The following is a 25909-nucleotide window of genomic DNA, read 5'->3' on the forward strand; positions in this document are numbered from 1 at the left end:
AGAAAGCGGAAAAAAGGCCGCGCTGTCGGGAAATAACACGGCCCAAGAGAGAGTGAGGACAGGGCGCAATGGGTCAAAGCCCTGCCCTCATGGTATGGCGCTCAGAATTTATACCCGAGCCCCAGTCCCACCACGAGTGGATTGATGTTCACGTCAGCATCCACTGTTGCGCCCAGCGCCGTGGTGAAATCCACAGTCACATCCGGATTTATCCAGATCTTCTTGATGTCTGCGTTGACAGCCCAGCCACCTGGCTCGCCATCAAGATCGTAATCTACGCCCGCCTGAAGCGCGAGACCGACACTGGTGTCATAATCTATGCCGTCTGCGACAGGGCCTTCATCCTCGTTGAAGAAGAAGGTCGCATTGATGCCGGCACCGACATAGGGCTTCCACTGGCTGTCATTCACGAAGTGGTATTGCACCGTCAGAGTGGGTGGCAGCAGCGTGACATCGCCCAGATCGATCGTTGCATTATCGAGTGCGCCCGGAACGGTCACGCCCGTGGCTTTCACGTCATGTGGCGTCACGCCAAGGATCAGCTCGGCAGCGATATTCTTCGTGAAGAAGTAAGTAATGTCCAATTCGGGCACGTACTGGTCTGAAATGTCCACATCCCCTGCAAGGCGCGACCCTGCGACGGAGAGATCGCCGGACTCATCCGGCAGGACCCCGATGACGCGTCCGCGGACCATCCAGGGATTCTCGTCTGCCAAGGCAGCAGGTGCTGTCCCGACCCAAGTTGCCCCGGCAACCAGAGTAGCAAGGAGAAGCTGTTTCATGTCGTTTAACTCCTGTTTTGGCGCACCAATTCGCGCCGGATGCCAAATGCCTACTCCGATGATTTGATGAGGATAATTGCCCGTTTTGACGCGCGGGCGCGTGTCGCGCGTCATGGCATCGCGACTAGGTATTCTTCCCAATTGCGCCGGTGAGCACTTCCTGAGATCTTGGTTCGGTGCGCTTCCGTCCGAGCTATATCCATCCGCCTGCTGCGGCGTACCATCCCGGTTCTCCCACGGTCAGGCTTGAACTGTGCGCTTCCGCTGGGGCACATGGAGGGTGAGGAAACCATCCCAATGAGGACCACACCATGCCCGTCATAAATTATCTCACCACTTGCATCTTTGATTCAGGTGCCTTGAAGCAGCTCGCCGGTACGGCGAAGAAGCTCGGCATGACCCGGCCTTTCATTGTGACGGACCCCGGCATCAAGGCCGCCGGCATTCTGGCGAAGGTCGAAGATGCGTTGGGCGTTGCAGCGGCAGGCGTGTTCGCGGAGACCGTGCCGAACCCGACCGAGAAGCAGACCAAGGAAGCAGCAGCCGCCTACAAGGCATGCGGCGCCGACGGCCTGATCGCACTCGGCGGCGGCTCGTCCATGGACCATGCCAAGGGAATCGGCCTGCTGGTCAGTCATGATGAACCGCTCGAAAATTATGCCGCCATCACCGGCGGTGCCAAGAAGATCGGCAAGATCCCGCCGCTGATCGCTATCCCGACCACATCCGGTACGGGTTCAGAAGTCTCAGTCGGCCTGGTCCTTGTACTGGAGAATGGCCGCAAGGAGACCATCGTCTCTCCAAACCTGATCCCTGCCACAGCCATTTGCGATCCGGACCTGACTCTTGGCCTTCCTGCCGGACTGACGGCCGCCACTGGGATGGACGCCGTCACACACTGCATTGAATCAGTCCTGTCCCCAACCGTGAATCCGCCTGCCGAAGGCATTGCGTATGAGGGCGTGTTCCGTGCTGTCGGGAATGGCTGGCTGAAGAAGGCGGTCAAGGATGGCTCGGACGCGGACGCCCGCTGGCACATGATGATGGCAAGTTATGAAGGCGCTCTGGCATTCGTGAAAGGCCTTGGCGGGGTCCACGCCCTGTCACACGCGGCGGGCCGTCTGCATGACAAGCGACTGCACCACGGCACGCTGAACGCGATCTTCCTGCCGCATATCCTACGCTTCCATGAGGGTTCAGCCGATGAGAAATATGTGCGTCTTCGTCAGGCCATGGGTCTGAAACCCGGCGCGGATCTTGGCGACGCAATTGCAGAGCTGAATGCCGATATCGGCATCCCAGCCACCCTGTCCGCCATCGGATTGTCGGCAGACGACGCCCCCGGCGTGGTTGAGTATGCACTTAAGGACCTCGCCCATTTCGGCAATCCAAAGCCTATGAGTGCGGATGATTATGCAAAGGTCTACGAGGCCGCCCTTTAAGGATACGTGGAAGGGGGCCGTCATCGACGGCCCCCTCGTCCCCCCACTCAGCCAACTGGAATGAAATTACCGTGGAATCCCTGCGGAATGCGTTGCGGAATGTGCACGGTTGCGACCGCCGGTGCGGTGAAATTTGCGGCATCGAGAATGACCAATTCGGATAGGCCGGCATTGGTGTCGACCACATAGCCCATCAGCCAGCCCTCATCCTCTGAGGCCGTTTCGCTGGCAGGAATGAAAATGAATTCGCCCGGCACCCGTCCTGATCCAAAATCGCGAACTTCGCAGCTGCCATTGGTCAGGTCATGCTTGAAGATGCGTGTTTCGGTGAGAAAGCCGTCGGCCGCGACAGCCGTTGTGTAAACATAGCGATAGGGTTTTCCGGTCAGCCGCTCATCATAGCGCGGAAACTCATGAGCGCGGTCATCTATCACACGCCGTGACACGGTTCGCGTCGCCGGATCAATCGTCAGGGATTCAAATTTCGGTACGCCGTCCGGGCCAGTATTGTCAGGAGCAAACATGTGATCATAAACACATGCGTCCATCACGACTTTTCCGTCCTCGGTTTCATAGGCATTCGCAGGATGGAAGATGTAACAGGGATCGACATCACACCAGATGATATCATCCGCACTCCCCTCTCGCGGTAACAGACCAATACGCGCCTTGTGGTTCTCATTCCATCGGTACGGAAAGCTCATGCCACTGATGATGGCACTCATGGAGAACGTCACCGGAAGGTCCATCACGATCACGTATTTCGGGGTGATCATGCAGTCATGAACCATTGGGCCGTGCTCGACAGGGATTGGCTCATCCCGGCGCACGCGGCCATCAGCGCCCAGCACCTTGTGCCAAAGCAGATTGGTTTGCTGCGACTCGTAGCAGATGGCGTGCATCTCGCCTGTGTCGGGGTCGTAATGCGGATGCGCGGAAAAAGATTGACCCAAAGTCCCGTCAAAGTCCGAATGCGCACGCGTCTCCAGGTCCTCGGACACTTCGACGGGATACCCACCCGCTTCAACAATTGCCCAGATCTTTCCTGCGTGACCAACAATGTTCGTGTTCGCCACATCAATTCTGGGGTGACGCGGACCGGGCGCACGCGGCTCGCCAAGGGCATCACTCACACTGTTGGACCTCACCCAGCGATTGCGGTACCAAAGCGCCTTGCCATCCTGCAGGCGGACACCGTGCAACATGCCATCCCCTACAAACCAATGATGTGCAGCTGGATTGACCGGCGAAACGGGGTTCGGGCCATTGCGGACGTAAAGGCCATTCAGACCAGCGGGAATAGCCCCCGTCACCTTTGGATCAATTTCGGTGATCTCTTCCGTCAGCGGGGTATGAACGCCTTCAAGAAAGATGTTGGGCTGTGTTGCCTTGCGCCGGCTGCGGTTGAATCCCGCCACCGCCATGACTCCTTTTGTCACGACTCCCCGAATAGCTGTTTTCACAGGGCTGGGCATGGAGATCATCCTCGCGGCTTGTTGTCTGCGCCGCAATGTTTACACTGATAACATGCCGATGAATGATAACAGTGTCAACATGAACGCTCAGGGCGGGAACTACCACCATGGTGATCTAAGGGCCGCCCTGATCGAAGAAGGATTGGCGCAGATCAGCAACAGCCCGGCCGAGAAAGTGAGCCTCAGAAAAATTGCCCGGAATGTCGGTGTTTCAGCGACGGCAGTTTATCGACACTTTCCCAATAAGGCCGCGCTTCTAGGCGCTTTGTGCGGAGTTGGGAGCGTGAAGCTGTCTGATACGTTCCGGGATGCCCTTTCCAAAACTCCAGCGGGCATTGATGCGTTCGAAATCATGGGGCGAACCTATGTCCGGTTTGCAATAGACAATCCGTCTCTGTTTCGCCTGATGATGACGAAAGCGCCTCGCGCCGAAGTGCTTCAGCCAAATCAGGCGAAAGAGACCGGCGCATTCGCTATGTTGTCCAACACGTTGGGGGATGTGTTGCCGAAGGATACGCCGCCCGAATTACAGATGGTCAAACGCCTTCAGGCCTGGTCGATCGTGCATGGATTGTCGATGCTGATACTGGATGGCCAGCTGCCCGACGATGAAAAGATGATCGCCGCCGTCGTCTCTCGAAGCTTTCTCTAGGCCAGCCCGCGAATCCGGCGCATATTGCAGCGCATGTTCGAAGGAATCTCCACCACCGCCACGCATCTTGGTCTGCTCGCTGGTGCGATGGCCGTGGGCGCGTCCTGGGTCGCGGCCATCGCGTCGCCCAATTGCAGCTTTGACAAACTGGACGGATCGCGCGCCGATCGCCACGTCCGGGAATTGCTGCTCCAGACGTCCACGCCGATTGCCGGCATGATGCTCGCTTCCGGCGCGTTCTTCCTGCTTGCCTCAAGCTGGGCAGCCGCCGTCACCGCCTTGCTCGCAGCTTTCGGATTCTTCTCCAATCGCTGGATGCTGACACCCGGGAAGAAGCAAAAGGGCGAACGCACGAGCCGCAAGGGTCAGCGCACTATTTCGGTCAGCCTGTCCCTGATGTTTACTCTAGTGGCGATTGTATCAGTCGTACTCGGCATGATCCGCATCTAGCGGGGATCAGGCAAACACGAGCCAGAGACAGCCCATTTCGTGCAGTTTTCTGAAATTGTCGGCCGATTTCCGGGCAGCTCGCAGCGCAATCTCGCCAGCGGCCTTTCGATTGACAGCCAGCATCATGGTGCAAATTGCAATGCCCGGCAGGAACATCCACCAGACAAAGGCCAGAGATGCCAATACACCCGCAAGGCAGATGAAATAGGCCAACGCGTCCAGAACACGAAAGCGCGTGTGCATGTAGCTGCCGAAATCATTGAGCAATTCCGGCTGTTTGTGCAGAGTTTCCGCATCAATCGCAAAATGCTGGCCTGGAGCCTGCTCATAGATGATGGCCCGGGTCATGCGACCGCCACGATGGGGATTGGGTTGGCATTTGAGGAACATGGCAATCACTCCATTTCGGGGACAATTTACCTTGTCCCGGTTAAGCTGAAGCTTGCTGAATTCGATCAATTTTGCAGAAAAATGAAACCATGAAGTTCCCGTCCCGACACACGCCTATCTGGCGAATATGTTTGCCCTGTTAGGGATTGCCATCTATGCTGCACCGCAACATGAAAGGTGTGTAGCTGATGCTGTACTCACTTGTCGAAATGAACCGGGCGGCAATGGCACCCATGCGGGTTGCCGCGCGCGCCAGTCGCGCAGCGCTGAGTTCGCCGCTGAACCTGATGGGGCAGACCGACTATGGTCGCTCGCTGTCCGCCATGGCGGACGTATTTGAAAGCGCAACACGCTATTACGGTAAACCGGAATGGCGGATCGATACGGTGCGGATCAATAGCGCGCCCATTGATGTGACCCCTGTTGTGGCGTGGCGCTCGCCTTGGTGCAACATGATCCACTTCAAGAAGGATCCAGAAGCGCTTGCCGCCGCCCGGAATTCAGAAAAGCTCGGCCCTCAGCCCCGTCTTCTGATAGCTGCCCCGCTCTCTGGCCATTATGCCACTCTGCTGCGCGGGACAGTTGAGGCGTTCCTGCCGACCCATGATGTCTACATCACTGACTGGCAGGACTCTCGTATGGCACCTGTCTGGTTGGGGCGGTTCGATCTGGACGATTATATTGATCACATACGATCGATGCTGACTCATCTGGGCGCGGGTGCCCATGTACTTGGCGTGTGTCAGCCAGGCCCGCCTGTGCTTGCTGCTGTCGCCATGATGGCCGAGGATGATGACCCGGCCCGGCCCGCTTCCATGACGTTCATGGGGTCGCCGATCGACACACGGCTTAGCCCGACCGTTCCGAACGTGCTGGCCGAGGAAAAACCGCTATCGTGGTTTGAAGAGAACATGATCCACACTGTGCCGGGTCCCTACCCGGGCATGTTCCGGAGAGTCTATCCAGGCTTTGTCCAACTCGCTTCCTTCATGAACATGAACTGGTCGCGCCATGTCGATGCTCACTGGAACTTTTTCAATCATCTGGTTGAAGGGGACGGCGACAATGTCGGCAAGCATCGGGAATTCTACGATGAATACCTGTCGGTGCTCGACCTGACGGAAGAATTCTACCTGCAAACAATCGTGCGTGTGTTTCAGGAGCACCAGCTGGCCCGCGGCATGTATCGCTATCGCGGAACACATCTCGTCAAACCGGAACTGATCCGCGATGTCGCGCTGATGACGGTTGAAGGCGAGAAGGATGATATTTCCGGCATCGGTCAGACTCAGGCTGCACACGACCTATGTGTGAAGCTGCCGGAAGACATGCAGACCGACTATATCCAGCCGGGCGTTGGCCATTACGGCGTATTCAATGGCAGACGCTTTCAAACCGAGATCGCACCGCGCGTAACTGAATTCACGAAGCGCTTCACGATGCGGGATGCCGACGAAGCCGCCACGGAGCGACTCAGAAAAACGTCTTGAACAGGCTTGAGCTTTTGGGACTATTTCTCAGGTGTGGGCAAGACTCGCGCAATCTGACGACAAATGTCTCGTGCTTCGCTCAATACCGTGATGGGCATCGGATCAGGTGTGTCGAGATAGGCGCTAAGCTGAGAAACTGCACGGGCCTCAGCCTGCTCCGTCAGTAAGGTGTCATCGGATACTTGCAGTGTCCGACGAGAGGTACACGACTGCAGTTCCAGAATGGTCAGGTCAGCCGCGCCGCGATGAGGTGTGCGTAGCAGGACCGACGACGGCAGATCCGGACCATCCGGCACCGCAACCCAAAGCGCATGGATGTCATCCTCGACAACAGGGTTTCGGAAACGGATTGCATAGATCAAGCCCTTGTCCAGATGGCGTACTGAATAGTCCGCCAAACCAGCATCGTTCAGTCCACCAAGCCAGGCAGCGATCATGGCATTGCGCGCCTGCTTTGCTTCGGCACCGCGCCATGCGGCTGCCTCAGCATAGACCTGCCTCAGGGCAAGGCCAGGCTCCTTCAGAAGTGAGCGCGGCGAGGTCGTTTCAACGTTCGCTGGAGGGGGCACATACGCCGATGCGTATTCTGCAAAACCAATCCAACCCGTCAGTGCCGAAGCCAGCAGAGCCGAGCTGAGATGTCTGATCCAGTCGCGAGAGGCCATTGAGCGCGTTCCGTTCCGAGTCGAAGCGCACTTTGCCAGGCTAAGAGTTAAGGAAGGTCCGCTCGATTGCCCACCAGAGCCCAATTGCTCCGATGGCCGCCGATACCGGCCATACCAGAACTGGCCGGTAGAGGTCTGGCCGGCCGGCCTGCTTCAGGGCGCCCCTGATGACAACGGCCACTGCAAGCGCCATGCCGATAACGGCGAGCTGGCCGATCTCAACGCCGACATTGAATCCGATCAAAGCTGGCCAGAAGATCCCCGGTGGCAGGCCGAGATCCCCAAACGCACCGGCGAAACCCATGCCGTGGATCAGGCCAAAGCCGAATACGAGTGCCGGACGCCAGGCGCTTGGTTCCTTGAACAGGATGTTCTCAAGCGCGGCCCAGGCGATTGTCAGCGCAATCAGTGGCTCGACGATACTTGCCGGAGGCGCGATCACCCCGGCAGCAGCAAGGCCGAGCGTGGATGTGTGCGCCAGCGTGAAGGCAGAGATTTGCCAGAGCAGCGGCTTTATCCGCCGACTGGACAGGAAAAGCGCCAGGACGAACAGGATATGGTCCACCCCCATTGGCAGGATGTGCTCGAATCCGATCCGAACATAGAAGATCGCCGTCTCGATCCCGGATCTGTCGAGTTCAACCTCGCTGCCTGAGACGTTGTCTCCTGTTTCAGTTGCGTCACCAGCCCTGTCCAGTTCCTGAAGCTCCCGGCACAAAGCGGGGTCCATCCCTCCCCCCGGCAGGCAAAGCTCGTCTTCCGGGTGGGCGAACGCCGCTTGCGGCGCAGATGTGACAGCAAGGCAGGCTATCAGACAGCATGCCAGAAAGGCGATGAGCCGATGCCGCATCAAATCTCGTCCGGCAGCGGATGCGGCGCTTCCATACGGATGGCCTCGTGATGGTCATCATCATGGTCATGTACCGGCAGGAAGGACAGCACGAGCGCTATGGCGACACCAGCCGACAGAGCCAACAGGCTGCGCAGCGGCGGCTCCTCCTTCATCGGAGCCATCAAGGGGCCGGTCGCAACGTAGAGGAGCAGGCCGGCGGAGGCCGCGAACAAAGCGCCAACCGCCTCGCTGCCCAGGAAATACATGAAGGGCGACGACATAATCACGCCCAGCGGGGTCGTGGCGGACGCAGCCAGGAAGGCCCACAGGAAGGATTGCCGGTTCGAAAAATTGTGCCTGCGCAGGATCGCGAACGCGATCACACCTTCCGGAAACTCATGCAGGATCAGCGAGACCGCCGCATAGACACCTGCGGAAAAGCTCGCGGCAAAGGTCACCGAATAGATGACGCCGTCGATAAAGGAGTGGATGGCAATCGCGATTATGGGGGTGACAGCCGCCATCCGGCCGCCATTCACGCTTTCCGGGAAGAATGTGTTGAGGCCGTAATTAAGTATCAGCCCGCCAAGGAATCCGCCCAGCATGAAGTATGGCGCCTGAGAACTTTCGGCAAAGGCTTCCGGCGCAATGTGCAACAGGCTGAGCGTGACGAGCATGCCCGCCGCCGCGAGGCCCATGACGGCAGAGAACCGCGCACTCCAATCGCCCCGCATCGCCACAGCGATGAGGCCGACCGTGGTCACAAAGGCCGCGATCAAGCCGAAAAACAAAGGGGCCTGCATGGATTCAAACATGGAAAGCGGTAAGCCGGTCCGTTAACAGTCAGGTGCGGTCTATAACCGCGTCCTGCGGCCTTGCGAAGAAGTGTTATATGGTATCATTATTCAGCTTGCGAGCAGATTTTCCGAAAACACTGAATTCCCCAATCGGGGCAATGGGAGCGATATGATAGACCGATCATGGGGCCGTGGCGCAAAAATGCTTCTGGCGGGTGCCGGTTTGACGCTGTGCGTCGCCTGTAGCGCAGAAGTGCCATACGAACCTGAACCGGCTGCAGTGGAGCCTCCACCGACGGTCGAATCCACTCCTCCTGCGTCAGATACGGAGTACTCGGCTCATACGGCAGAGCACCGTGACGATGATAGTCATGACGAGGACCATGGTGAATATGCTGGCGGCGAAGCCCATGTACACGGCGCTGCAGAGTTGGCCGTTGCGCTCGACACCAGTTTCGTCACGATCACCGTTGACGCCCCGCTCGTAAATTACGGCCTATCGGAAAAAACGAAGAAGAAATCCACCGAGCTTGAAAAATATGCCGAGGGCCTGACAGAACTCATGGGCAATGCGCGCTGCGACCTTGTCGAGCGCTCTGCAGAAGTGCGCCGATCGGGCGATCATGCTGCACTCACCCTGTCCATAGTCTGGGATTGCAAGCGCCCCAGCCAGCTGGATGGCCTCATGTTCACCGGCTTTGAACACTATCCCGCCTTTGAGGAAGTCGACGCCATCTATCTTGGTGAAGAAGGGGAATCCAATTCTGCGTCACTCACACCGGACAGCCCTTTCCTGCCCTTCGGATCCTGACATGGCAGAACCGATTGTCTCTATTTCGAATCTTTCCTTTGCCTGGACGCCAGGCAATGAGGTCCTCGACATTTCAGACTTCCAATTGAAGGCGGGCGAGCGCTTGTTTCTGCGCGGAGCATCCGGCTCTGGAAAATCCACCCTTCTCGGCATCATCGCTGGTGTGCTGGAGGCGGGCTCTGGTGAGGTCATCGTTCTCGGACAGGATCTGGCGACCTTGGAACCCGCAGCGCGGGACCGCCTGAGGGCGGACCATCTCGGTGTGATTTTCCAGATGTTCAATCTCGTGCCTTATCTCTCCGTCATCGGGAATGTCACGCTGCCTCTACGTTTCTCTCCCAAGCGCCGCGCAGCAATCAACGGTAACGAAGACGATGAAGCCCGACGGTTGCTTTCGCGGCTGGGCCTGACGGACGAGACTCTACTGGCACGCCGCGTCTCTGACCTTTCTGTCGGTCAGCAGCAACGTGTCGCTGCCGCACGCGCCCTGATCGGCGGCCCCGAAATCGTGATCGCTGACGAACCGACCTCAGCGCTTGATGCGGATGCCCGTGATCAATTCATTGATCTACTGAGCGAGGAAGCGCGGCGCACAGGCGCAGCACTTCTCTTCGTCAGCCACGATGCCGGGCTCGCCACACATTTCGACCGGGCGGTAGACCTCGGCGAGATAAATCGCGCGGGAGTGTCAGCATGAGCGCTATCCTGTCTCTCGCCTGGCAGAGCCTCATGAACCGCAAGGGATCTGTTTTGCTCACCCTGTTGGCAGTTGCCTTGTCGGTGGCACTTTTTCTGGGCGTAGACAAAGCCCGCACAGGCGCCCGCGAAGGCTTCGGCAACACTATCTCTGGCACCGAACTGATTGTCGGCGCACCTACCGGCAGCGTGAACTTGCTGCTTTATTCGGTCTTTCGAATGGGCAGCGCGACAGCAGAAATTTCGTGGCCGACCTATCAGGAGATCGCCACGCGGCCGGATATAGACTGGGCTGTTCCGATCTCCCTCGGAGACAGCCATCGCGGATTCCGCGTCATGGGCACAACGCCCGAATATTTTGACCGCTACAAGTTTGGCCGCAATCAGGACCTGATGATCGCGCAGGGCGAACCGTTTGACGATCTGTTCGATGCGGTCATCGGCGCCGATGTGGCTCGCGAACTGGGGTATTCGATCAATAGCCCCATGGTCCTGTCGCATGGGCTGGGCCAAGCCGACTTTGGCTCAAGTCATGAAAACCGCCCGTTCCGGGTTGTTGGCATTCTTGCCCCGACTGGTACGCCGGTGGACCAGACGGTACATGTCTCACTGGAAGCCATCACCGCCATCCATGTCGGCTGGGAAACCGGCGCAAAGAATCCGCTAGCCGACAGTATTTCCGAAGAGACCGTGCGGTCCTTCGATCTCACACCCAAGACTGTCACGGCGATCTATCTCGGCCTGAAACGTAAAGGCACCATCTTGACCACACGCCGCGAGATCAACACCAACAAGGGCGAGCCATTGATGGCGATCATTCCATCACAGGCGCTCACGGAACTATGGAGTGTGACCGCAATTGCCGAACGGGCGTTGCTGGCCGTCTCGATATTCGTCATCGCGGTGGGCGTGGTTTCGATTTTGACCTCCATCCTCACCAGCCTCAACGAGCGGCGACGCGAAATGTCGATCCTTCGTGCGGTCGGTGCTCGACCCGGTCACATCTTCACGCTGTTGGTGCTTGAAGCAGGGTTGGTGGGCCTCCTTGGCGCATTGCTAGGCATTCTTCTCATCCATGGGCTGCTGGCAGTGATCGGTCCGCTTGTTTCAGCGCATTACGGCATATCCCTAATTGGCACCGGGCCCAGCCTGAACGACCTGTATACACTGCTGGCGGTCACGGGCGCCGCCCTGGTCGCCGGGGCGATACCCGCCTGGATGGCGTTCCGCAGGTCGCTGGCCGATGGATTATCCCTTCGGCTCTAACCGCTCACACCCACTGGCGGGGTCACCCCGCGCATCCTAGATTGGCATCATGAAAAAACTCTCTCCCCTCCTGACCGCCGCCCTGATGACAGGCTTACTGGCAGCCTGCAGCGAAGCAGATACGCCAGCCGAACCCGCACCTGCTGAAGCAGCACCAGATGCAGCGACCCCACAAGTTGGCGACAAGATTGGCGAAAGCGAAGCTGAGCGCAAAGCCAAACGCGAAGCAACGATTGCCGCGCGCGCCGCAGATCAGGCCCGCAAAAAATCCGAGGCCGAAGCGCGCGGCGTGACCGAGATCGGCTGGGAAGACTTGATGCCGGAAGGCGAAGAAGAACGTCTCGCCCAGATGTACCAGAGCCAGATGTCGATGCTCTATGGTGGCGGAGGCGTAGCAGAAGGATCGGCTGCGGACGCCATGGTGCAGATCGGCACGTTCAACACCGTCAAGGAACTCAACGGCAAATCGATCAGGTTGCCGGGCTATACCGTGCCGTTTGAATATGGCTCAAAAGCCGAAGTGAGCGAATTCCTTATGGTCCCCTATTTCGGCGCCTGTATCCACGCCCCACCCCCGCCACCAAATCAAACCGTATTCGTAACGACGGACGAGCCCATCCTGTTGAAAGATCTGGCGCAGGCCGTCTGGGTTGAAGGCATCCTAACCGCCGAGACGCAGGAGAGCGAACTGGCGGACGCCGCCTATACGCTCAAGCTGACTCACATCGAGAAATACGAGTATTAGGACTTACTATTCAACGCGTTCACGAAATATAGGTGGTTTCACGGTTTCTGGGGATGAAACCCTCTCAACAGGCACAAATGGATGTTCTGGAACAAACGCGTCGCAGTCCTGATTTCTGCCCTGATAATTGCGGCGATCACCATAAGCATCCTCACATATGTGCGGCGCCCATCGCTCGAGGGACTTGCAGGTCTGAATGGTCCCACCGCAGATAGCATCATTGCGGATGGTCAATCGTCCAGTTGGTCAGTTCACGCCGATGGATCGGAATCGCGACTCGCCATCCTGCTGACCGATGAAGATTCCTCCTGGCTCGGACTGGCTGAAGGGTTGAAAAGCATCGGTGTCCCCTTCTTGATCACGCGAAACACCAAAGCGGCTGTCCAACACAAGGTCGTGCTCGCGTATCCAGCAATTTCAGGTCGTCTACTGGATGCCGAAGACTTGGAGACCCTCGCCCAGCACGTGGAATCCGGCGGCACATTGATCGCGACGCAAATCCTTGGCGGAGGATTGCAAGGCGTGTTTGGCTTCGACCGCATCGAAGAATCCCGTGACCATTCGGAGATTCGCTTTTCCGGATCTCACCCCACCTTGTCCTTTATCGACCGGCCAGAAGAAAGGACCGTCAGGATTGGAAACCCTGATAAGGACCTACACCGCATCGGCACCCAAGCGTTCGTTGGCGCGACAAATATTCTGGCCACCTACGATGATGGATCCGCAGCTATGGTGGCGCACGCCTCCAAACAGGGTGGACAAGCTTATGCTATCGGCTTTGATCTCGGCTTCTTCATCCTGAAGTCCGCAAACGGGCGCAATGGTGGCGTGTCGAGAAATTACGCGAACGCCTATGAGCCATCTGTCGACACATGGTTGCGATGGATAAAATCCGTCTACACTCAAAGTGAACCGGCCGCGATCACGCTTCACTCCGCGCCGGAAGGGCGAGATCTCGCCGTCGTCATATCCTTCGACATCGATTATTCGAACTCCATGACCAATACGAGGGCATTCAGCGACCTCCTGTCAGAGCTCGGAATTCCGGGAACCTTCTTCATTCAGACGAAGTATTTCGACGACTACAACGACAAGGCGTTCTTCAATGATTTTACGCTGCCCATTGTTCAGCATCTAAACGAGTCCGGAATGGAGGTCGCCAGCCATTCGGTGACGCATGCAAAGACTTTTTCGGACATGCCGCTTGGCGAGGGATCCGAGCGCTTTCCTGACTACCAGCCCCGCGTATTGAATGAAGGCAGAACCTGGAGTGCTTCAATTCTGGGCGAACTGCGCGTGAGCAAGTATCTGCTGGAACAGGTCACGGAAACAGAAGTGGTATCGTTTCGTCCAGGCTACCTCGCCACACCGGAGCGCCTTCCTGAAGCCTTGGACGCGAGCGGGTACAAATACGCTTCCAGTGCCACATCGGGAAATGTTCTGACGCATTTGCCCTACCGCATGAATTTCAGCAGGGGCTACGACAGTGCAACAGGCGTTTTCCAGTTCCCCATCGCCATCGAAGACGAAATTCCACCGCACATGAACTTGCGGGAGGAACCGGCCGTGGACCTCGCCAAGCGGCTCGCCGAATATGGGGGCTGCTATGTCGTGCTGATCCATCCCAACGTCACGAAAGAAAAAATCGAATTCCTCAACGCCGTGGTTCCTGAACTGAAGCGTTTCGCCTGGTTCGGGACACTGCAGCAATTTGGCGATTGGTGGACCATGCGCGATGGCGTATCGGTCGACGCCCGCATCTTTGAAGACGAGATGGTTATCACGGTGGACAGCGAATTGCCCATACAGGGTCTTCGCCTGGATCTGGATACGGACTGGATACCCCAATCCCCGTTCCCCGATGGCGTCAGCTTTTCACCGGGGTCCGTCTACATTGCTGCAGCTGGCACAGAACTCTCAATTACAATGAACATGCCCTCAACGGACCGGTAAGCGTTCGCTCGGGACGGTTCGTCGGACCTACGCGAAGCGTTCGGTCGGAACTTCCTGCTGGAGATCAGACACGTCCAAACGGGCGCGCTCGTCCTTGATACGCTTGCGGATACGCAGAACCAGTTCGTCCGGAATGAAAGGCTTGGTCAGGTACTCAGCGGCACCCCGCTCCAGTGCATCCAGAACATCATGCTCGCCACGACGAGCTGTTAGCATCACCACCGGCAAGCTGGCCGTATCGGGATCATTCTTCAGTCGACGCAGGACTTCAAACCCGTCCATCACGGGCATCATCGCATCAAGCACCATCAGGTCATACTTCATGGTGCGCGCGAGTTCGAGGGCTGCACCGCCGTCTTCCGCGATATCGACTTCAAATCCGGCAACCGCGAGCTTGTGCTCGAGCAGTCCGCGCAACAAGCGATCATCGTCTGCGACTAGAATTTTATTGGACATTTGCAAGAGTCCTTCTGCAAGCGAGGTTTTTACTCAGCTCAGTGTGCCAAATTACGATAAACATCCGTCAAACGAACTATATTGAATTTGATCTATCTCGGGTCATTTTGCAGCTCTTGCAGGTGCGACCTCGCCCAAGCGATCAACTTGCCGTGAACCCCTTCCGGGTCATCACGCCCCAAGAGCCGCTTCTCTTGAGATACTGAACCCACCCCTGAACGCGCCACAAGCTGTTCAGCTGGCGGTATCCAAGATTTTCCAACACACAAATTGCCGTCAAGAGCGCTAGGTCAGATGCCTTGGGCACACGGCGCAGCTGCGCTTCTTCCAATGCAAGAGAACCCACAGAAATGGCCAATCCAAAGCCTGACGTCACTGCGATATAGGCGAGGAAGTAGTCGAGTGGAAGCGAGCCCGTAAATGCCAATATCGGAAACAGGATGAACCCGATAGCATCCACGATTGGTCCAATTACGTCTGTGATCAGCACATTTCCGAAACCCAGGACACCCACCAATCCGTAGCGGGGATTGAGCGCCATCATGCCGTGACGCTCGAATGTTTCCAGCGTGCCGCGTTGCCAACGGGCCCGTTGATTGCGGAGCACGCTCAGCGTCTCGGGCGCTTCGGTCCAGCAGACCGGCTCCGGGATGAACCGGATACGATAATCCTGTTTTTGCTCTATGAGGGTTCTGTGCAGTTTGACCACCAACTCCATGTCTTCACCGACCGTCCCGAGACTATAACCGCCAACCTTCAGGACGGCGTCGCGCCGGAACAAACCAAAGGCCCCTGAAATGATGAGCACCGTATTCAGTCGGCTCCAAGCGATTCGGGTCATCAGAAAGGCGCGCAGGTATTCGACCGTCTGCAGGAGCGGGAGCATCTTCTTGGGCAACTGTACCTTGAGTATCTGACCGTTCCGGATGACACTGCCATTGGCGATCCGGACAGTCCCCCCCACCGCAATCGTCCGCTCTGGGTCTTCCATGAACGGCTTCACGGTGCGCAACAACGCATCCGGCTCCAAAACGGAATCTGCATCAACGCAGCAAAACAAAGGTGCCCGGGACACGTTGATACCTGCGTTAAGCGCATCGGCTTTTCCACCATTTGCCTTGTCGATCACGACAAGACGCTTTTGATGTTGGGACCGGTAAATCGTCTTGATGGGTTGGTGCGGCGCCAAAGGGGAGTAAAGGCGCGAAGTTTCTACAAGGTTGAACGCATCTTTCAGCACCTCCAGCGTGGCATCCGAACTTCCGTCATTGATGATGATGACCTCATAATTCGGATACTGAATAGCCATCAGCGATGAAAGGCTTTCGACAATAGTTTTCTCTTCGTTATAAGCCGGCACGAGAATCGCGATGGGCGGCGCCGAATCCGAGTAGCGGCGCCAAAGGGCGTCAACCTTCGCGGCACGCCCCGATTTGGCCAGCTGGAACGCCGCTAACAGCAATTGGACGAAATAATTAGTGTACTGGACAACACCGGCAAAAATAACCACCAGCCCCACATATTTCGCAACGATGAAAACGAATTCCATCATTGGACAGCCTCCATCGCACTCAGCTCCGCAAGCGCCAGGGCTGCGGTACGGTTCGCACTTTCATTGCCCTTTGATATTGCCGACACTTCCAGCAGCTCTCGACCGGACGCCCCCATGTCGGCCAGAGCTTGCGCCGCTTCAAATTGGACCAGCCACACGGGATCGGAAAGCAAGTCTGCGACCTGGGCCGCGTAGGTATCGTGGGATATCTCACAAAGCGCCTTCACCGCGCCTGCGCGCACACTCCAGTCGGTATCCTTCAGGCAACTGGCAATGGCCGGAGCAGCGTCCGGGTGTTCCAGACTTGCAAGTCCGTCGAGTGCCGCGACACGGATCAGGGGCACATCGCTGGAGAGCGCTGCTTCGAGAATACCAAGTACTGAATAATCCGCACTCCCGCCCAAGGCGGACAGCAAGGCCGCACGTTCGAGGTCCGGAACTCCGGGCCGTCCGAGGTATTCCAGGATGTCCCTTGAACGGTGCAGCGCCAGTTTCGACAGAACCGATTGCAGGCTACGCGTGCTACCGTTCAGTTTCGAGAATTCACGCATGACATCCGGCACTGTTGGATAGGCACCAACGGCGACCAGCGTTCGTATTCCAGCGATGCGAAGGTCACGGTTTGCTGACCGCTCCACCAGCGAATCAACGGCTTTGGCCGTTGGCAGGCCGGGAAAATAGGCCAGTGCCTCAACGGCAGCGTGCCGGACAAATCTGAACCGATGTCGCAAGAGGCGGCGGAATTCATCGTCCACCCGGTACCTGACCATCCGCGCGACGAGACGGTCGCGCTCTTCGCCTCTAACCAGCGCAACGAATTCAAGAAAGACTTCCGGCACCATGGGGGATTTCCAGAGGGTCTCGTCGGGAATCGCGGCCTCACCCTTTTCATCCCACAGGATTTGCGCCATTGCCTCCAGAATCTGTTGGCGTTGCTTTGTGTAGAGTGACTGCCTGTGCGTACGGATAATCCGAAGAAGTATCAGCGTGATCATCCACAGTAGGGACGCAAGCACCAATACGCATGCAATCTGCCATATCAGGATGAGATAACTCACCCTCAAAAACTCCGCGCAAGCGAAAGGGAGATATCTGTGCGATCGTAGGCAGTGCGAAGTTCCTTGCCGGCCGTCAGGCGTAGCGCGGTGGTTCGACCGAAGCGCATTTCCAGTCCCGCCGCATAGGACTGCACTTCCACTGTTGCGCCATCAGAACTTTCCGGTGCGTCGGCGTAATAGAGATGCACCGCCCAAGGTCCTGTCGGCCTGAAAGTCGAGCGCATACGATAGCCTGAGCGATGCTGATCGTTCTCGTCTCGCACGTTGATGTACCGCACTTCAATCTCCGCAGCCTCGCCAGCGAAAGTGTACTGGGCGCCCGGAAGAAAGGACGTCACCCGGCCGCTCTGGTATTCTGAAGTTCTGATGTCCGACAGGAGTTCCAGGCCCGGATAGTGCGTGGCAACACCTGCGCCAACGAGAACTGTGGTGTTGGGCAGGAAGGTCGTGTTGGTCCCTCCCCCGATTTCCATTCGGACATGCCCGAACCCCGTACGCTTTGCGGCGCCGATGTGCACATTCGTGTTCGAGCGGTCGAAGCGCTCGGCGTATAGCGCGGAGGCACTGAGTGTAAGCGTATCTGATACTCGGACTGCCACTGCCGGGGACAGGCTGGTCCAGTCCGGCAAGTCCTTCGTCAAACTGCTGCGGCTTGCTGTCAAATTCGTCGTAATACGATTGCGATCCTGCCGGGATGCCTGTTCGCGCATGGCAGCGTAGTCGGCATGATCGGACGACAAGGTTTCTGCAGCGTCGATAAACTCATGGGAACCTTGTGCGTCTCCCTTCATTCTGCGCACGCGCGCCAGCGCGGTATAGGCATCCACATAGTCGGGAGCTTGATTAATGACGTGTTCGAGTTCGCTTTCGGCCTCATCAAGGCGTTCCAGTGCGATCAGGCAGAGTGCCGCGTTCAAACGGGAGTCTACGTCTTCAGGATTTGTGGCGAGCAACGCTTCGAACATTCCAAGAGCCTCGTCGAAACGTCCGGCGAACCTCGCTTCCACGCCCTGCGCATACAAGCTGCGAAGGTCCGTCTGAACAGGCGACGGCATGGCAGGAATCGCTTGGTCGAGAAGCACCAGTTCGATCATGAAAGTATCACGACTCTCAGGCCGGCTTGCTCGCACGTCGCGGTGCACGCGCGACGCTCCAGTGTGAGCCGCAAGAATAGCGTTCCAAGTTTCATGATCGCATGTCCTCCACGCTGGATTCAGGTTTAATCCAGCGTCTGCAATTGATTGCAAAAACAGATGATCGTCAGGTTAATCAGGCGGTCTGGCGAGAGATCGGTATTCGCGCGGGACGAGGTTGCTCATGTTTTGATTGCCCCAGAATCCGATCGTTTCAGCAAAGCGCCGAACACCGGATCAGGACCGCATGCTGTAGAATTTACTACGGTTTGCGATGGACCGCCCTCAGTCGAGTAAGCACCCGTCATCTTGCGTTGGAACCAAGCGAATTTCGTTCACAGAGAAATTTTAGGGTCGCTGTCAAAATGTGATGTTCGCAAGCCAGACCAGTTACCCATGAAAGGATCAGCGCGCGTCCTATGCAATTGGTACCTCTGGCCGGACTCGAACCGGCACTCTGTCACCAGAAACGGATTTTGAATCCGTCGCGTCTACCAGTTCCGCCACAGAGGCCCTTTGCAGGGAGCGCTTCTCCTGCCGCATAGCTGGGCCTCCTGTCAATCTACTCGACGTAGCGATCAAAGACATCTAACAGCTTAGGCATGTCTTCCACCGAGATTCCGACCGAAAAAACCCTGTTGCAGACCATCGAAGCGCTTGCCGCAGGTGCGCCCGAGAACGGGTTCTCGCTGCGGGAAATCTTTGATCAGCTGGATGAAAGTGCATTTGGCGCTGGCCTGTTCCTGCTTGCCCTTCCTTGTTGCATTCCGTTTCTTTATGGGGTGCCGCAGGTCGTATCTTTGCCCATGATGGCCCTGGCGGCCCAAATGGCGATGGGCCGCGAGCAGCCTTGGATGCCGGACAAGCTCGCCAATCGCCACATTGATCGCAAGGGCCTTACCCAGATGGCGTCTGGCGGCCGCAAATGGCTCGGCTGGATCGAGCACATTGTACGCCCGCGCCTGACCGTCATTACCGGCAAGCGGTCGGAACGCGTCATTGGCCTGTTTCTATGCATATTCTGCGCGTCAATCCTCGTGCCGTTGCCGATGACCAACACGGTGCCGGGCTTTGCCGTGGCCATAGCGTCTTTTGGTCTCATGCAGAAAGACGGCTTGATGGTGATTGGCGGCCTGATCATAGGAACAGCCTGGGTCAGCGGTCTGATAGGCGCCGTGATGCTCGGTGCGGTGAGCCTGTTTGGATGATAAATAACGGCAAAGTGACCTTGCGCCGCATTGTGGTCATGACGCAGTCCGGTTTTAGCTGAAGCATGGATTTCATGCGATCTCTCCTGAAAGACTGGAAGTGGCCCGCGGTGGCCGTGGCGGTGTCCGCCTTCATGTTGGCAGCCGCCCACGCGTTTGAGACTTTTGGCGGCCTGCCTCCCTGCCCACTCTGCCTGCGGCAGCGGGAAGTCTATTGGGCGCTGATCGCGATGACGCTGACGGGCCTTGTGCTCTGGCGATGGATCCCGAAACGCCGGTTCCTGGTCGCACTCAACATGATGATCGGACTCGTCTTTGTCGTCGGTGTTGTGGTTGCCTTCTACCATTCCGGTGTCGAGTGGGGCCTGCTGCCGCCACCAGATGGTTGTTCCGGTGAAGGGGTGATCGATCCAATGGCGATTCAGGACTTCAGCAAGCCGATGCATGTGCCGTCCTGCACGGATGCGCCTTTCTACATTCTCGGCCTTTCCATGGCGGGCTGGAATGGCGTGGTCTCTGCCATCATGGCGCTGTTCAGCTTCATCGCGGCAGGCGCGACGTTCCGCGGCGCCGTTCACTCACCCGAAGCCGCCTGACCTAGAGCGGCGGCGCGGACAGCCGGCGCAGGCGCTGTTCCCGGATTGTGATGTACAGGGTGGCTCCAATGATGATTGCAGTGCCCACCCAGGTCCAGAAACCCGGCAGCATGTGGAACAGACCCCAATCGACCAGTGCTGCCATCGGCAGACGCATATAGTCGATCGGCGACAGGAAAGATGCATCACCAACGCTCATGCCGCGAATATAGAAGTACTGGCCGGTCACACCGCATACGCCCATCAGGCCGATCCAGGACCAGTCGATGACAGAGGGCGCCACGTCCGGCCACGTCAGGATGGCGAGCGGCAATAACAGGATCGACGACAGAAGGTTTGCCCAGATTAACAGGGTCACCGGCCTGTGCAGGCGCGTCAGAGATTTCACGAGTGTGATCGCCCCAGCCAGGCAGAACGCCGCCGATACGGCGAGGACCATGCCCAGACTAATACCGAGTTGGGGCTGCATCATGATCATGACCCCGACACATCCGGCGATTGTGGCGCCCCAACGATGCACACCGACCCGTTCCTTCAGGATGAAGGCCGCGAGAAAGGTGACGAACATGGCCCGGGAAAAACTGATCGCATTGAATTCGGAGAGCGGCAGGCCAACCGCGTCCGACACGGCATAGAAGCCGAGGGCAAAGCCAAGCGTCCCGAACAGGCTGCGCAGCAAGATGAGACCCGGCTGGTGAATTTTCATCACACTCCAGCCCTGTTGCAGGATAACCGGAATGACGACGATCAACGCAACGCCAGAGCGCCAGAAGGCAAGGAAGCCTGGATCGAAGGTTGCAGACTGGACCTTGGAAAGCGTGAGGAACACGGTGAAGGTGGCCCCGGAGGCCAGCATCCAGAGCGCGCCTTCAATATTGCGCGGTGCGGGCCCCACCTCTAGGTCTGTCTGCTGAGACTGATCGGGGCGAGAATCCATGGGCTGTTTTACGCCTTCCGAAATTGACGAGATCGACCGTCTTTGGCGAGAATTGCCGGCCGATCACATGTGGACCGGCTGGGCCGCTTCAGGGAGCGAACCTGACCAAGTCTGGATATTCAGGACTCGCGCACATTGGCGCCGGTTCCCGCTCACTAAGTCAAAAACCGGCTTTGTCATAGCCGACGAGCGAGGTCGTCCGGTCGCTCGTGCAAAAACACTCCCCGCCCTACTGAAAAAAGTGGAGCTGATTCCAGGCCTTGAGGCGCTGACGGAAGACCCGTAGCGCCTCACCAACGACCTAGCTGTTCATCTGTTCCCGCATCTGTTCGGCTTGTTCCGGCGTGATGCCAAGCGCATCCAGGAGTGGACCGCCGGCGGTCTCGTCCCAAGAATGACGTGGACCGACCGTCATGCCGCCATCCACGAGGAATTCGCCGCCCGTAATGAAGCTCGCTGCGTCGGAGGCGAGGAAGGCTGCCATTTCGGCAATGTCTTCACCTTTGCCAACCCGGCCAGCTGGCTGCATGCTGCCACCTGCTTCGACCAGCATGGCCGCCATCTGGTCTGCCTGCTCGCGCGGCAAGCCGAGCGACGCGCCGAAGATCGAGGTCGCGATAAAGCCCGGCAGGACCGCATTCACGCGGATGCCATACTTAGAGAGCTCTGCAGCCGCCAATTTAGAGAAATGTGCTACGCCCTTCTTGGCAACAGAGTAGGTGATTGGCGCATATCCGGCGCATACGGCGCTGATTGAAGACGTGTTGATAATAGCGCCGCCATTTTCCTTCATGTGTGGAACAGCAAACTTGGTTCCGGCAAAGACCTGTTTCAGAAGGAGAGACATGGTTTGGTCATAGGCATCAAGATCCAGTTCCTCCACCGAATCCGGCGTGCCACCATGCCCCGCATTATTCCAGAGAATGTCCAACCGTCCGAAATGGTCGACGGCCTTGCCCATGATACCTTCCAGTTCGGCCATGTCCGTCACGTCGCAATGGACAAACAGGACCTTGTCGTCGCCAAAGCGCGTCTGAAGCGCTATGCCCTTTTCGTCCTGAATGTCTCCAGCAACAACTTTCGCGCCAGCCGCAACAAACGTCTCGACTCCCGCAAGACCGATGCCGCTCGCCCCTCCCGTGATGATGGCGACTTTGCCGTCAAGATTGGCCATGTGCGTATTCCTCCCGTTTTCGTTTTTCAGGAGAATGCGCGCCCCTTCCCCGCGGTTCGTCAATGCCCGCAGGAAAATTTACTTGCCGGACTTCGTCATGCCGAATCGCTTGCGGAAGACCCCATCCAGAACACGCTTGGGCAGCAGCGTCGGAATGTACCAATTCGTCAGCTTGTTCGGCACAGGGGAATAGCGCGCCCTGGGAGTGGCGTCCTCCAACGCAATTTCGATGACTTTCGCAATTTGTTCAGGCGGCAAGCCGTCACGCCCCCCCTTCAGCATCACCTGCTCAAATTGCTTCAACGCGTCCGACCAGGCACTTCCAGAATAGGGGCCATCTGAATTGGCTTCCTCTGCCTTATCCCATATCGGCGTTTTCACTGATCCCGGCCCCACGGCAATGGCATCAATGCCGAAGATCACCAGTTCCCGGCGCAACGTGTCTGTCATCGCTTCAACGGCATGCTTAGTGGCCGTGTAGGCCCCAAGGAAGGGTGCCGAAATGCGACCACCCACGCTGGTGATGTTGACAATCCGACCGGGAGCACCGGTGCGAGTCTTGTCCATCCCAAGCAGTGGCGCGAAGGCTTGAGATGCGCGCAACAGGCCGAAAACATTGACCTCGAAATGGGCCTTGAAATCATCAAGCGGTTGAATCGCGAGCGGCCCCATATTTGCGATACCCGCATTGTTGACCAAACCCGTGAGCGTCTCGCCCTTCAGGGTTTCGGACACAGTCCGCACAGCGGTCTCCAAATGCTCCTGCCTCGTCACATCCAGAATAAGCGGGCGAATATCCCCTTCGGAGCTCGCGGATAGCGCATCGGCATCGGACTGCTTTCTGACCCCGGCATAGACGCGCCACCCATGCTTTGCGAGGTAGAGCGCGGTCGCTTCGCCAATACCGGTCGATGCACCTGTGATTACAACGGTCTTCATGCGGGTCGTCCTTCCAATTCGGGGAATATGGAAACTATACGCATCAAACTCGTGTTCGGGTTTACTCGGTCTGCTTTCCACCTTCAATGACCCGGAAGGCGGGACGTTTCTTCGGCGATTCATCTTCGGGAGATCCCGAGACAGGAGAGGTGGGCTCCACAGGCGTCAACTCCGACGCACGGACCAATTTCGGCAAGCTCCGGGTGGGCGGCTCAGAATGTCGAGGGGCCGGGTCTTCCGTCAGATCATCATCCAACTGGCGCACACGCGGCGTCGGCCGCTTGTTGAAGCCACCGGGCTTTTTCTTTGCGCCGAAGCCAGTCTTGGCCTTTCCACGAGCTTTCTTGTCAATTTCCTTCAGCTTCATCTGCTGCAGGCTGGAAAGGGCTTCGCCGTCGCTCCCTTTCAAAGGATCTGCAAACGCAGACCCATAGGTCTCGATTCGCTCCTCGACCTCTTCAAGGAATTGTTTTTCCCAGTCAGACAAGGGCGGACCAAGCCCCTGCTCAGCCAATGCCGCCGCCTTCCGTAGTTTACGGAGCGCTGCGCGTTTCTTGCGTTCGTCGACATCTCGGCCCATTGGCAGAGAATATGGTGATTATTGTGCCGGAGGCAAACCGGGTCAGGCTTCGCCAAGTGCCAGCAGGTAGGTGTCGAGCACCATTTCCTGTTCTTCGCGCTCGGCCCGGTCGACCTTGCGCAGCTTGATCACCTGACGCAGTGCCTTGGTATCAAAACCGAAAGCCTTCGCCTCAGCGTAGATTTCCTTGATCTGCTCGGCAACTTCCTTCTTCTCCTCTTCCAGACGCTCGATCTTGGCGACGGTCTGGCGGAGTTTCTCGCGGGTCGCTTCGGTGAGATGGGTGATCGAGGCTTCGTCGTCCATGAGAGGCTCCTTGGTAATCGGGATCGGAAAAGAAGGCGCGTCTTAGCGGGAGTTTCACTCGCTGGCCAGACGGCGAATGGCATCAGCAACAGCTGCACCTTCGCCATGGTGTGGCATGTGCCCCTCATGCGGCAGGATCACGAGATCCACTGGCACCTGTTTCTTCAATTCACCTACATGAAGTTTTGGGGAAATCACGGTATCGCCGCTGCCAGAGAACACCGTGATTGGCACTTCCAGTTCACCATAGCGTCTGGACTGCGCGGCCAGCTGATCTTCCAGCGCCTTCACATCACGGGCATTGGCCCGGAAGTTTGGCGGGCGAAACAGAAGTCCGATGGCGGAATTTTCAGAGTAATTGTCCGGCACAGGTGCTGGCTCGAAGACGCCGTCAATCCCTCGGGCAAGTTGGCCAGGGCCAACCAATGGCAAGAGCTGGCTGAACACAGGACCAACGACTGGCTGAGCAGCGAACGAGTTGTACCATGCCTGACCGCCTCCGCCCCAATCATGGGTCACCGGCGCGAGCAGGACGAGCCCTTTTACAAGATCAGGCCGGTCCAGCGCCACGCGCAGGGCAACGGCCCCACCAAAGGAATGGCCGACCAAAATGGCTTTTTCGTCCGGTGCGAGTTGGTCCAACACGCCCGCCATTTGTGTCGCTTGCACGCCAAGATCCTGCGCGTCTTCCGGGCGGCTGGAATAACCGTGCCCGGGCCGATCTGCCATCAGAACGCGGTAAGCGCCCTCCAGCCGAGGCGCGAGCGTCCATGTGAACTCACGAGCATTGGCACTGGCACCATGAATCATCAGGACAGGTGGGCCTGCCTCTCCACGCTGAATGACATGCACAGTCTCAGTTCCTACCGATACGGACCGACCAATTGGTGGGTGGGTGGCTTCGACCTTGTTCTTGTAGGCTGCACTGGTCACGCAAGCCCCCGTACCGAGCACGCATATGCCGAGGGCTGTTGCCGTAATCACGCCCCTCAAAGACCCTGGCCCTCAGCGAGCTTGGACAACCGCTTTTCTGCGGCCAGTGCCTGCTGCATGCGCGGATAGATTTCAATGGCCTCGCGATAGGCTTCGAGCGCATGCTTGGGAGATCCCATGCTTTCGAACATCATGCCCAACCCGGACCACGCGCCGAAATGGCGCGGCTCGAGTTGCAAGGTCTCGTTCAGGTCGCGCAATGCCTCGGTGTAATTTTCATCCATCAGGAACAGGGCAGCTCGCCGGTTCCACGCCTCGGGATAGTCTGGCTTGATCAGGATGGCCCGATCAAAGAAGGCGCGCGCCGTCTCGAAATCTCCTGCGGTCTGCGCATCGACGCCCCGCTCCATGATGACATCCACCGTCGGTGAGCCGGATTCCATCCAGGAGGCCCAGATATCCATGGCCACGTCATTGGCTTCGCTGTCACTGGGCGCAGTCCGCAGCTTCTCGAACATCTCATCGGATGGTTCCGCATGCGCCGCGCCCACGAGGAACAGGACGGCCAGAAGGAGCGCTCTTATCATCAGT

At 57.8% G+C, this 25909-nt stretch carries 28 protein-coding genes and 1 tRNA gene; 11 read left to right on the top strand and 18 right to left on the bottom strand.

Annotated features, from left to right (window positions below; translation table 11 throughout):
- Positions 1-101: 101 nt before the first annotated feature.
- Positions 102-782: an OmpW family protein gene (locus CFA77_RS15515; RefSeq protein ID WP_206991459.1), complete on the bottom strand. Its 681-nt coding sequence runs from the start codon at positions 780-782 to the stop codon at positions 102-104.
- 311 nt (positions 783-1093) lie between these two features.
- On the opposite strand from CFA77_RS15515, the gene CFA77_RS15520 reads away from it, so the two are divergent.
- Positions 1094-2224, top strand: a complete 1131-nt coding sequence (locus CFA77_RS15520; protein WP_206991460.1) for an iron-containing alcohol dehydrogenase — start codon at positions 1094-1096, stop codon at positions 2222-2224.
- A 47-nt stretch (positions 2225-2271) separates the two neighbouring features.
- On the opposite strand, the gene CFA77_RS15525 is transcribed toward CFA77_RS15520, so the two are convergent.
- A complete protein-coding gene (locus tag CFA77_RS15525) occupies positions 2272-3663 on the bottom strand; it encodes a carotenoid oxygenase family protein (protein ID WP_242517412.1) in 1392 nt (463 codons plus the stop codon).
- A gap of 94 nt (positions 3664-3757) precedes the next feature.
- Between CFA77_RS15525 and CFA77_RS15530 the strand changes: the two genes are divergently transcribed.
- Both CFA77_RS15530 and CFA77_RS15535 read left to right on the top strand, forming a co-directional pair.
- A complete protein-coding gene (locus tag CFA77_RS15530; RefSeq protein WP_206991462.1) occupies positions 3758-4351 on the top strand; it encodes a TetR/AcrR family transcriptional regulator in 594 nt (197 codons plus the stop codon).
- Between the two features lie 33 nt (positions 4352-4384).
- Positions 4385-4801, top strand: coding sequence for a hypothetical protein (locus tag CFA77_RS15535; RefSeq protein ID WP_206991463.1), 417 nt, complete (start codon positions 4385-4387; stop codon positions 4799-4801).
- A gap of 6 nt (positions 4802-4807) precedes the next feature.
- Here CFA77_RS15535 and CFA77_RS15540 read toward each other — a convergent pair whose 3' ends face one another.
- On the bottom strand, positions 4808-5191 hold the full coding sequence (locus CFA77_RS15540; protein ID WP_206991464.1) for a hypothetical protein: 384 nt from the start codon (positions 5189-5191) through the stop codon (positions 4808-4810).
- Between the two features lie 188 nt (positions 5192-5379).
- Here CFA77_RS15540 and CFA77_RS15545 point away from each other — a divergent pair, with 188 nt between their 5' ends.
- The gene (locus CFA77_RS15545) at positions 5380-6681 is read left to right on the top strand and encodes a polyhydroxyalkanoate depolymerase (protein WP_206991465.1); all 1302 of its coding nucleotides are present in this window, start codon (positions 5380-5382) and stop codon (positions 6679-6681) included.
- Between the two features lie 20 nt (positions 6682-6701).
- Here the strand turns inward: CFA77_RS15545 and CFA77_RS15550 are convergent, their stop codons facing one another.
- From CFA77_RS15550 to CFA77_RS15560, 3 genes are read right to left on the bottom strand one after another with little or no spacing between them, the layout of a single operon-like run.
- The gene (locus CFA77_RS15550; RefSeq protein ID WP_206991466.1) at positions 6702-7346 is read right to left on the bottom strand and encodes a hypothetical protein; all 645 of its coding nucleotides are present in this window, start codon (positions 7344-7346) and stop codon (positions 6702-6704) included.
- Between the two features lie 40 nt (positions 7347-7386).
- Entirely contained in the window at positions 7387-8196 is an 810-nt protein-coding gene (locus CFA77_RS15555) for a HupE/UreJ family protein (protein ID WP_206991467.1), read from the bottom strand.
- Positions 8196-8993 (bottom strand): ZIP family metal transporter, encoded by a 798-nt coding sequence (locus CFA77_RS15560; protein WP_206991468.1) that lies wholly within the window; start codon positions 8991-8993, stop codon positions 8196-8198. Before CFA77_RS15560 ends, CFA77_RS15555 begins: the two co-directional genes overlap by 1 nt.
- A gap of 151 nt (positions 8994-9144) precedes the next feature.
- Between CFA77_RS15560 and CFA77_RS15565 the strand changes: the two genes are divergently transcribed.
- From CFA77_RS15565 to CFA77_RS15585, 5 genes are all read left to right on the top strand, one after another.
- Positions 9145-9786, top strand: a complete 642-nt coding sequence (locus CFA77_RS15565; RefSeq protein ID WP_206991469.1) for a DUF2796 domain-containing protein — start codon at positions 9145-9147, stop codon at positions 9784-9786.
- 1 nt (position 9787) lies between these two features.
- Positions 9788-10483: an ABC transporter ATP-binding protein gene (locus CFA77_RS15570; protein ID WP_206991470.1), complete on the top strand. Its 696-nt coding sequence runs from the start codon at positions 9788-9790 to the stop codon at positions 10481-10483.
- A complete protein-coding gene (locus tag CFA77_RS15575; RefSeq protein WP_206991471.1) occupies positions 10480-11748 on the top strand; it encodes an ABC transporter permease in 1269 nt (422 codons plus the stop codon). Before CFA77_RS15570 ends, CFA77_RS15575 begins: the two co-directional genes overlap by 4 nt.
- Before the next feature lie 49 nt (positions 11749-11797).
- Complete coding sequence (locus CFA77_RS15580; protein ID WP_206991472.1) at positions 11798-12493, top strand: DUF3299 domain-containing protein; 696 nt, start codon at positions 11798-11800, stop codon at positions 12491-12493.
- 81 nt (positions 12494-12574) lie between these two features.
- On the top strand, positions 12575-14446 hold the full coding sequence (locus CFA77_RS15585) for a polysaccharide deacetylase family protein (protein ID WP_206991473.1): 1872 nt from the start codon (positions 12575-12577) through the stop codon (positions 14444-14446).
- Between the two features lie 27 nt (positions 14447-14473).
- Here the strand turns inward: CFA77_RS15585 and CFA77_RS15590 are convergent, their stop codons facing one another.
- The 5 genes from CFA77_RS15590 to CFA77_RS15610 form a co-directional block, all read right to left on the bottom strand.
- Positions 14474-14902: a PleD family two-component system response regulator gene (locus CFA77_RS15590; protein WP_206991474.1), complete on the bottom strand. Its 429-nt coding sequence runs from the start codon at positions 14900-14902 to the stop codon at positions 14474-14476.
- A 142-nt stretch (positions 14903-15044) separates the two neighbouring features.
- Complete coding sequence (locus CFA77_RS15595; RefSeq protein WP_206991475.1) at positions 15045-16454, bottom strand: glycosyltransferase family 2 protein; 1410 nt, start codon at positions 16452-16454, stop codon at positions 15045-15047.
- A complete protein-coding gene (locus CFA77_RS15600; protein ID WP_206991476.1) occupies positions 16451-17512 on the bottom strand; it encodes a HEAT repeat domain-containing protein in 1062 nt (353 codons plus the stop codon). The genes CFA77_RS15595 and CFA77_RS15600 overlap by 4 nt, the downstream gene beginning before the upstream one ends.
- A 2-nt stretch (positions 17513-17514) precedes the next feature.
- A complete protein-coding gene (locus CFA77_RS15605; protein ID WP_206991477.1) occupies positions 17515-18606 on the bottom strand; it encodes a YaiO family outer membrane beta-barrel protein in 1092 nt (363 codons plus the stop codon).
- 465 nt (positions 18607-19071) lie between these two features.
- Positions 19072-19158 (bottom strand) — tRNA-Leu (locus CFA77_RS15610).
- 89 nt (positions 19159-19247) lie between these two features.
- On the opposite strand from CFA77_RS15610, the gene CFA77_RS15615 reads away from it, so the two are divergent.
- Complete coding sequence (locus CFA77_RS15615) at positions 19248-19853, top strand: exopolysaccharide biosynthesis protein (protein ID WP_206991478.1); 606 nt, start codon at positions 19248-19250, stop codon at positions 19851-19853.
- A gap of 74 nt (positions 19854-19927) precedes the next feature.
- Positions 19928-20449 (top strand): disulfide bond formation protein B, encoded by a 522-nt coding sequence (locus CFA77_RS15620; RefSeq protein ID WP_242517413.1) that lies wholly within the window; start codon positions 19928-19930, stop codon positions 20447-20449.
- Between the two features lies 1 nt (position 20450).
- Here the strand turns inward: CFA77_RS15620 and CFA77_RS15625 are convergent, their stop codons facing one another.
- The 7 genes from CFA77_RS15625 to CFA77_RS15655 form a co-directional block, all read right to left on the bottom strand.
- Entirely contained in the window at positions 20451-21386 is a 936-nt protein-coding gene (locus CFA77_RS15625) for a DMT family transporter (protein WP_206991480.1), read from the bottom strand.
- Between the two features lie 301 nt (positions 21387-21687).
- Complete coding sequence (locus CFA77_RS15630; RefSeq protein ID WP_206991481.1) at positions 21688-22560, bottom strand: SDR family NAD(P)-dependent oxidoreductase; 873 nt, start codon at positions 22558-22560, stop codon at positions 21688-21690.
- A 78-nt stretch (positions 22561-22638) separates the two neighbouring features.
- Positions 22639-23499 carry an SDR family oxidoreductase gene (locus tag CFA77_RS15635; RefSeq protein ID WP_206991482.1) on the bottom strand — a complete coding sequence of 287 codons (861 nt, stop codon included), beginning with the start codon at positions 23497-23499 and terminating at the stop codon, positions 22639-22641.
- 61 nt (positions 23500-23560) lie between these two features.
- The gene (locus CFA77_RS15640; RefSeq protein WP_206991483.1) at positions 23561-24079 is read right to left on the bottom strand and encodes a hypothetical protein; all 519 of its coding nucleotides are present in this window, start codon (positions 24077-24079) and stop codon (positions 23561-23563) included.
- A gap of 42 nt (positions 24080-24121) precedes the next feature.
- A complete protein-coding gene (locus tag CFA77_RS15645) occupies positions 24122-24385 on the bottom strand; it encodes a DUF2312 domain-containing protein (RefSeq protein WP_034814889.1) in 264 nt (87 codons plus the stop codon).
- Between the two features lie 54 nt (positions 24386-24439).
- On the bottom strand, positions 24440-25369 hold the full coding sequence (locus tag CFA77_RS15650; RefSeq protein ID WP_206991484.1) for an alpha/beta fold hydrolase: 930 nt from the start codon (positions 25367-25369) through the stop codon (positions 24440-24442).
- A 5-nt stretch (positions 25370-25374) separates the two neighbouring features.
- Positions 25375-25905, bottom strand: coding sequence for a tetratricopeptide repeat protein (locus CFA77_RS15655; protein WP_206991485.1), 531 nt, complete (start codon positions 25903-25905; stop codon positions 25375-25377).
- Positions 25906-25909 lie beyond the last annotated feature (4 nt).

Origin of the sequence: Hyphomonas sp. KY3, assembly GCF_017309975.1 — a bacterium.
GTDB lineage: Bacteria > Pseudomonadota > Alphaproteobacteria > Caulobacterales > Hyphomonadaceae > Hyphomonas.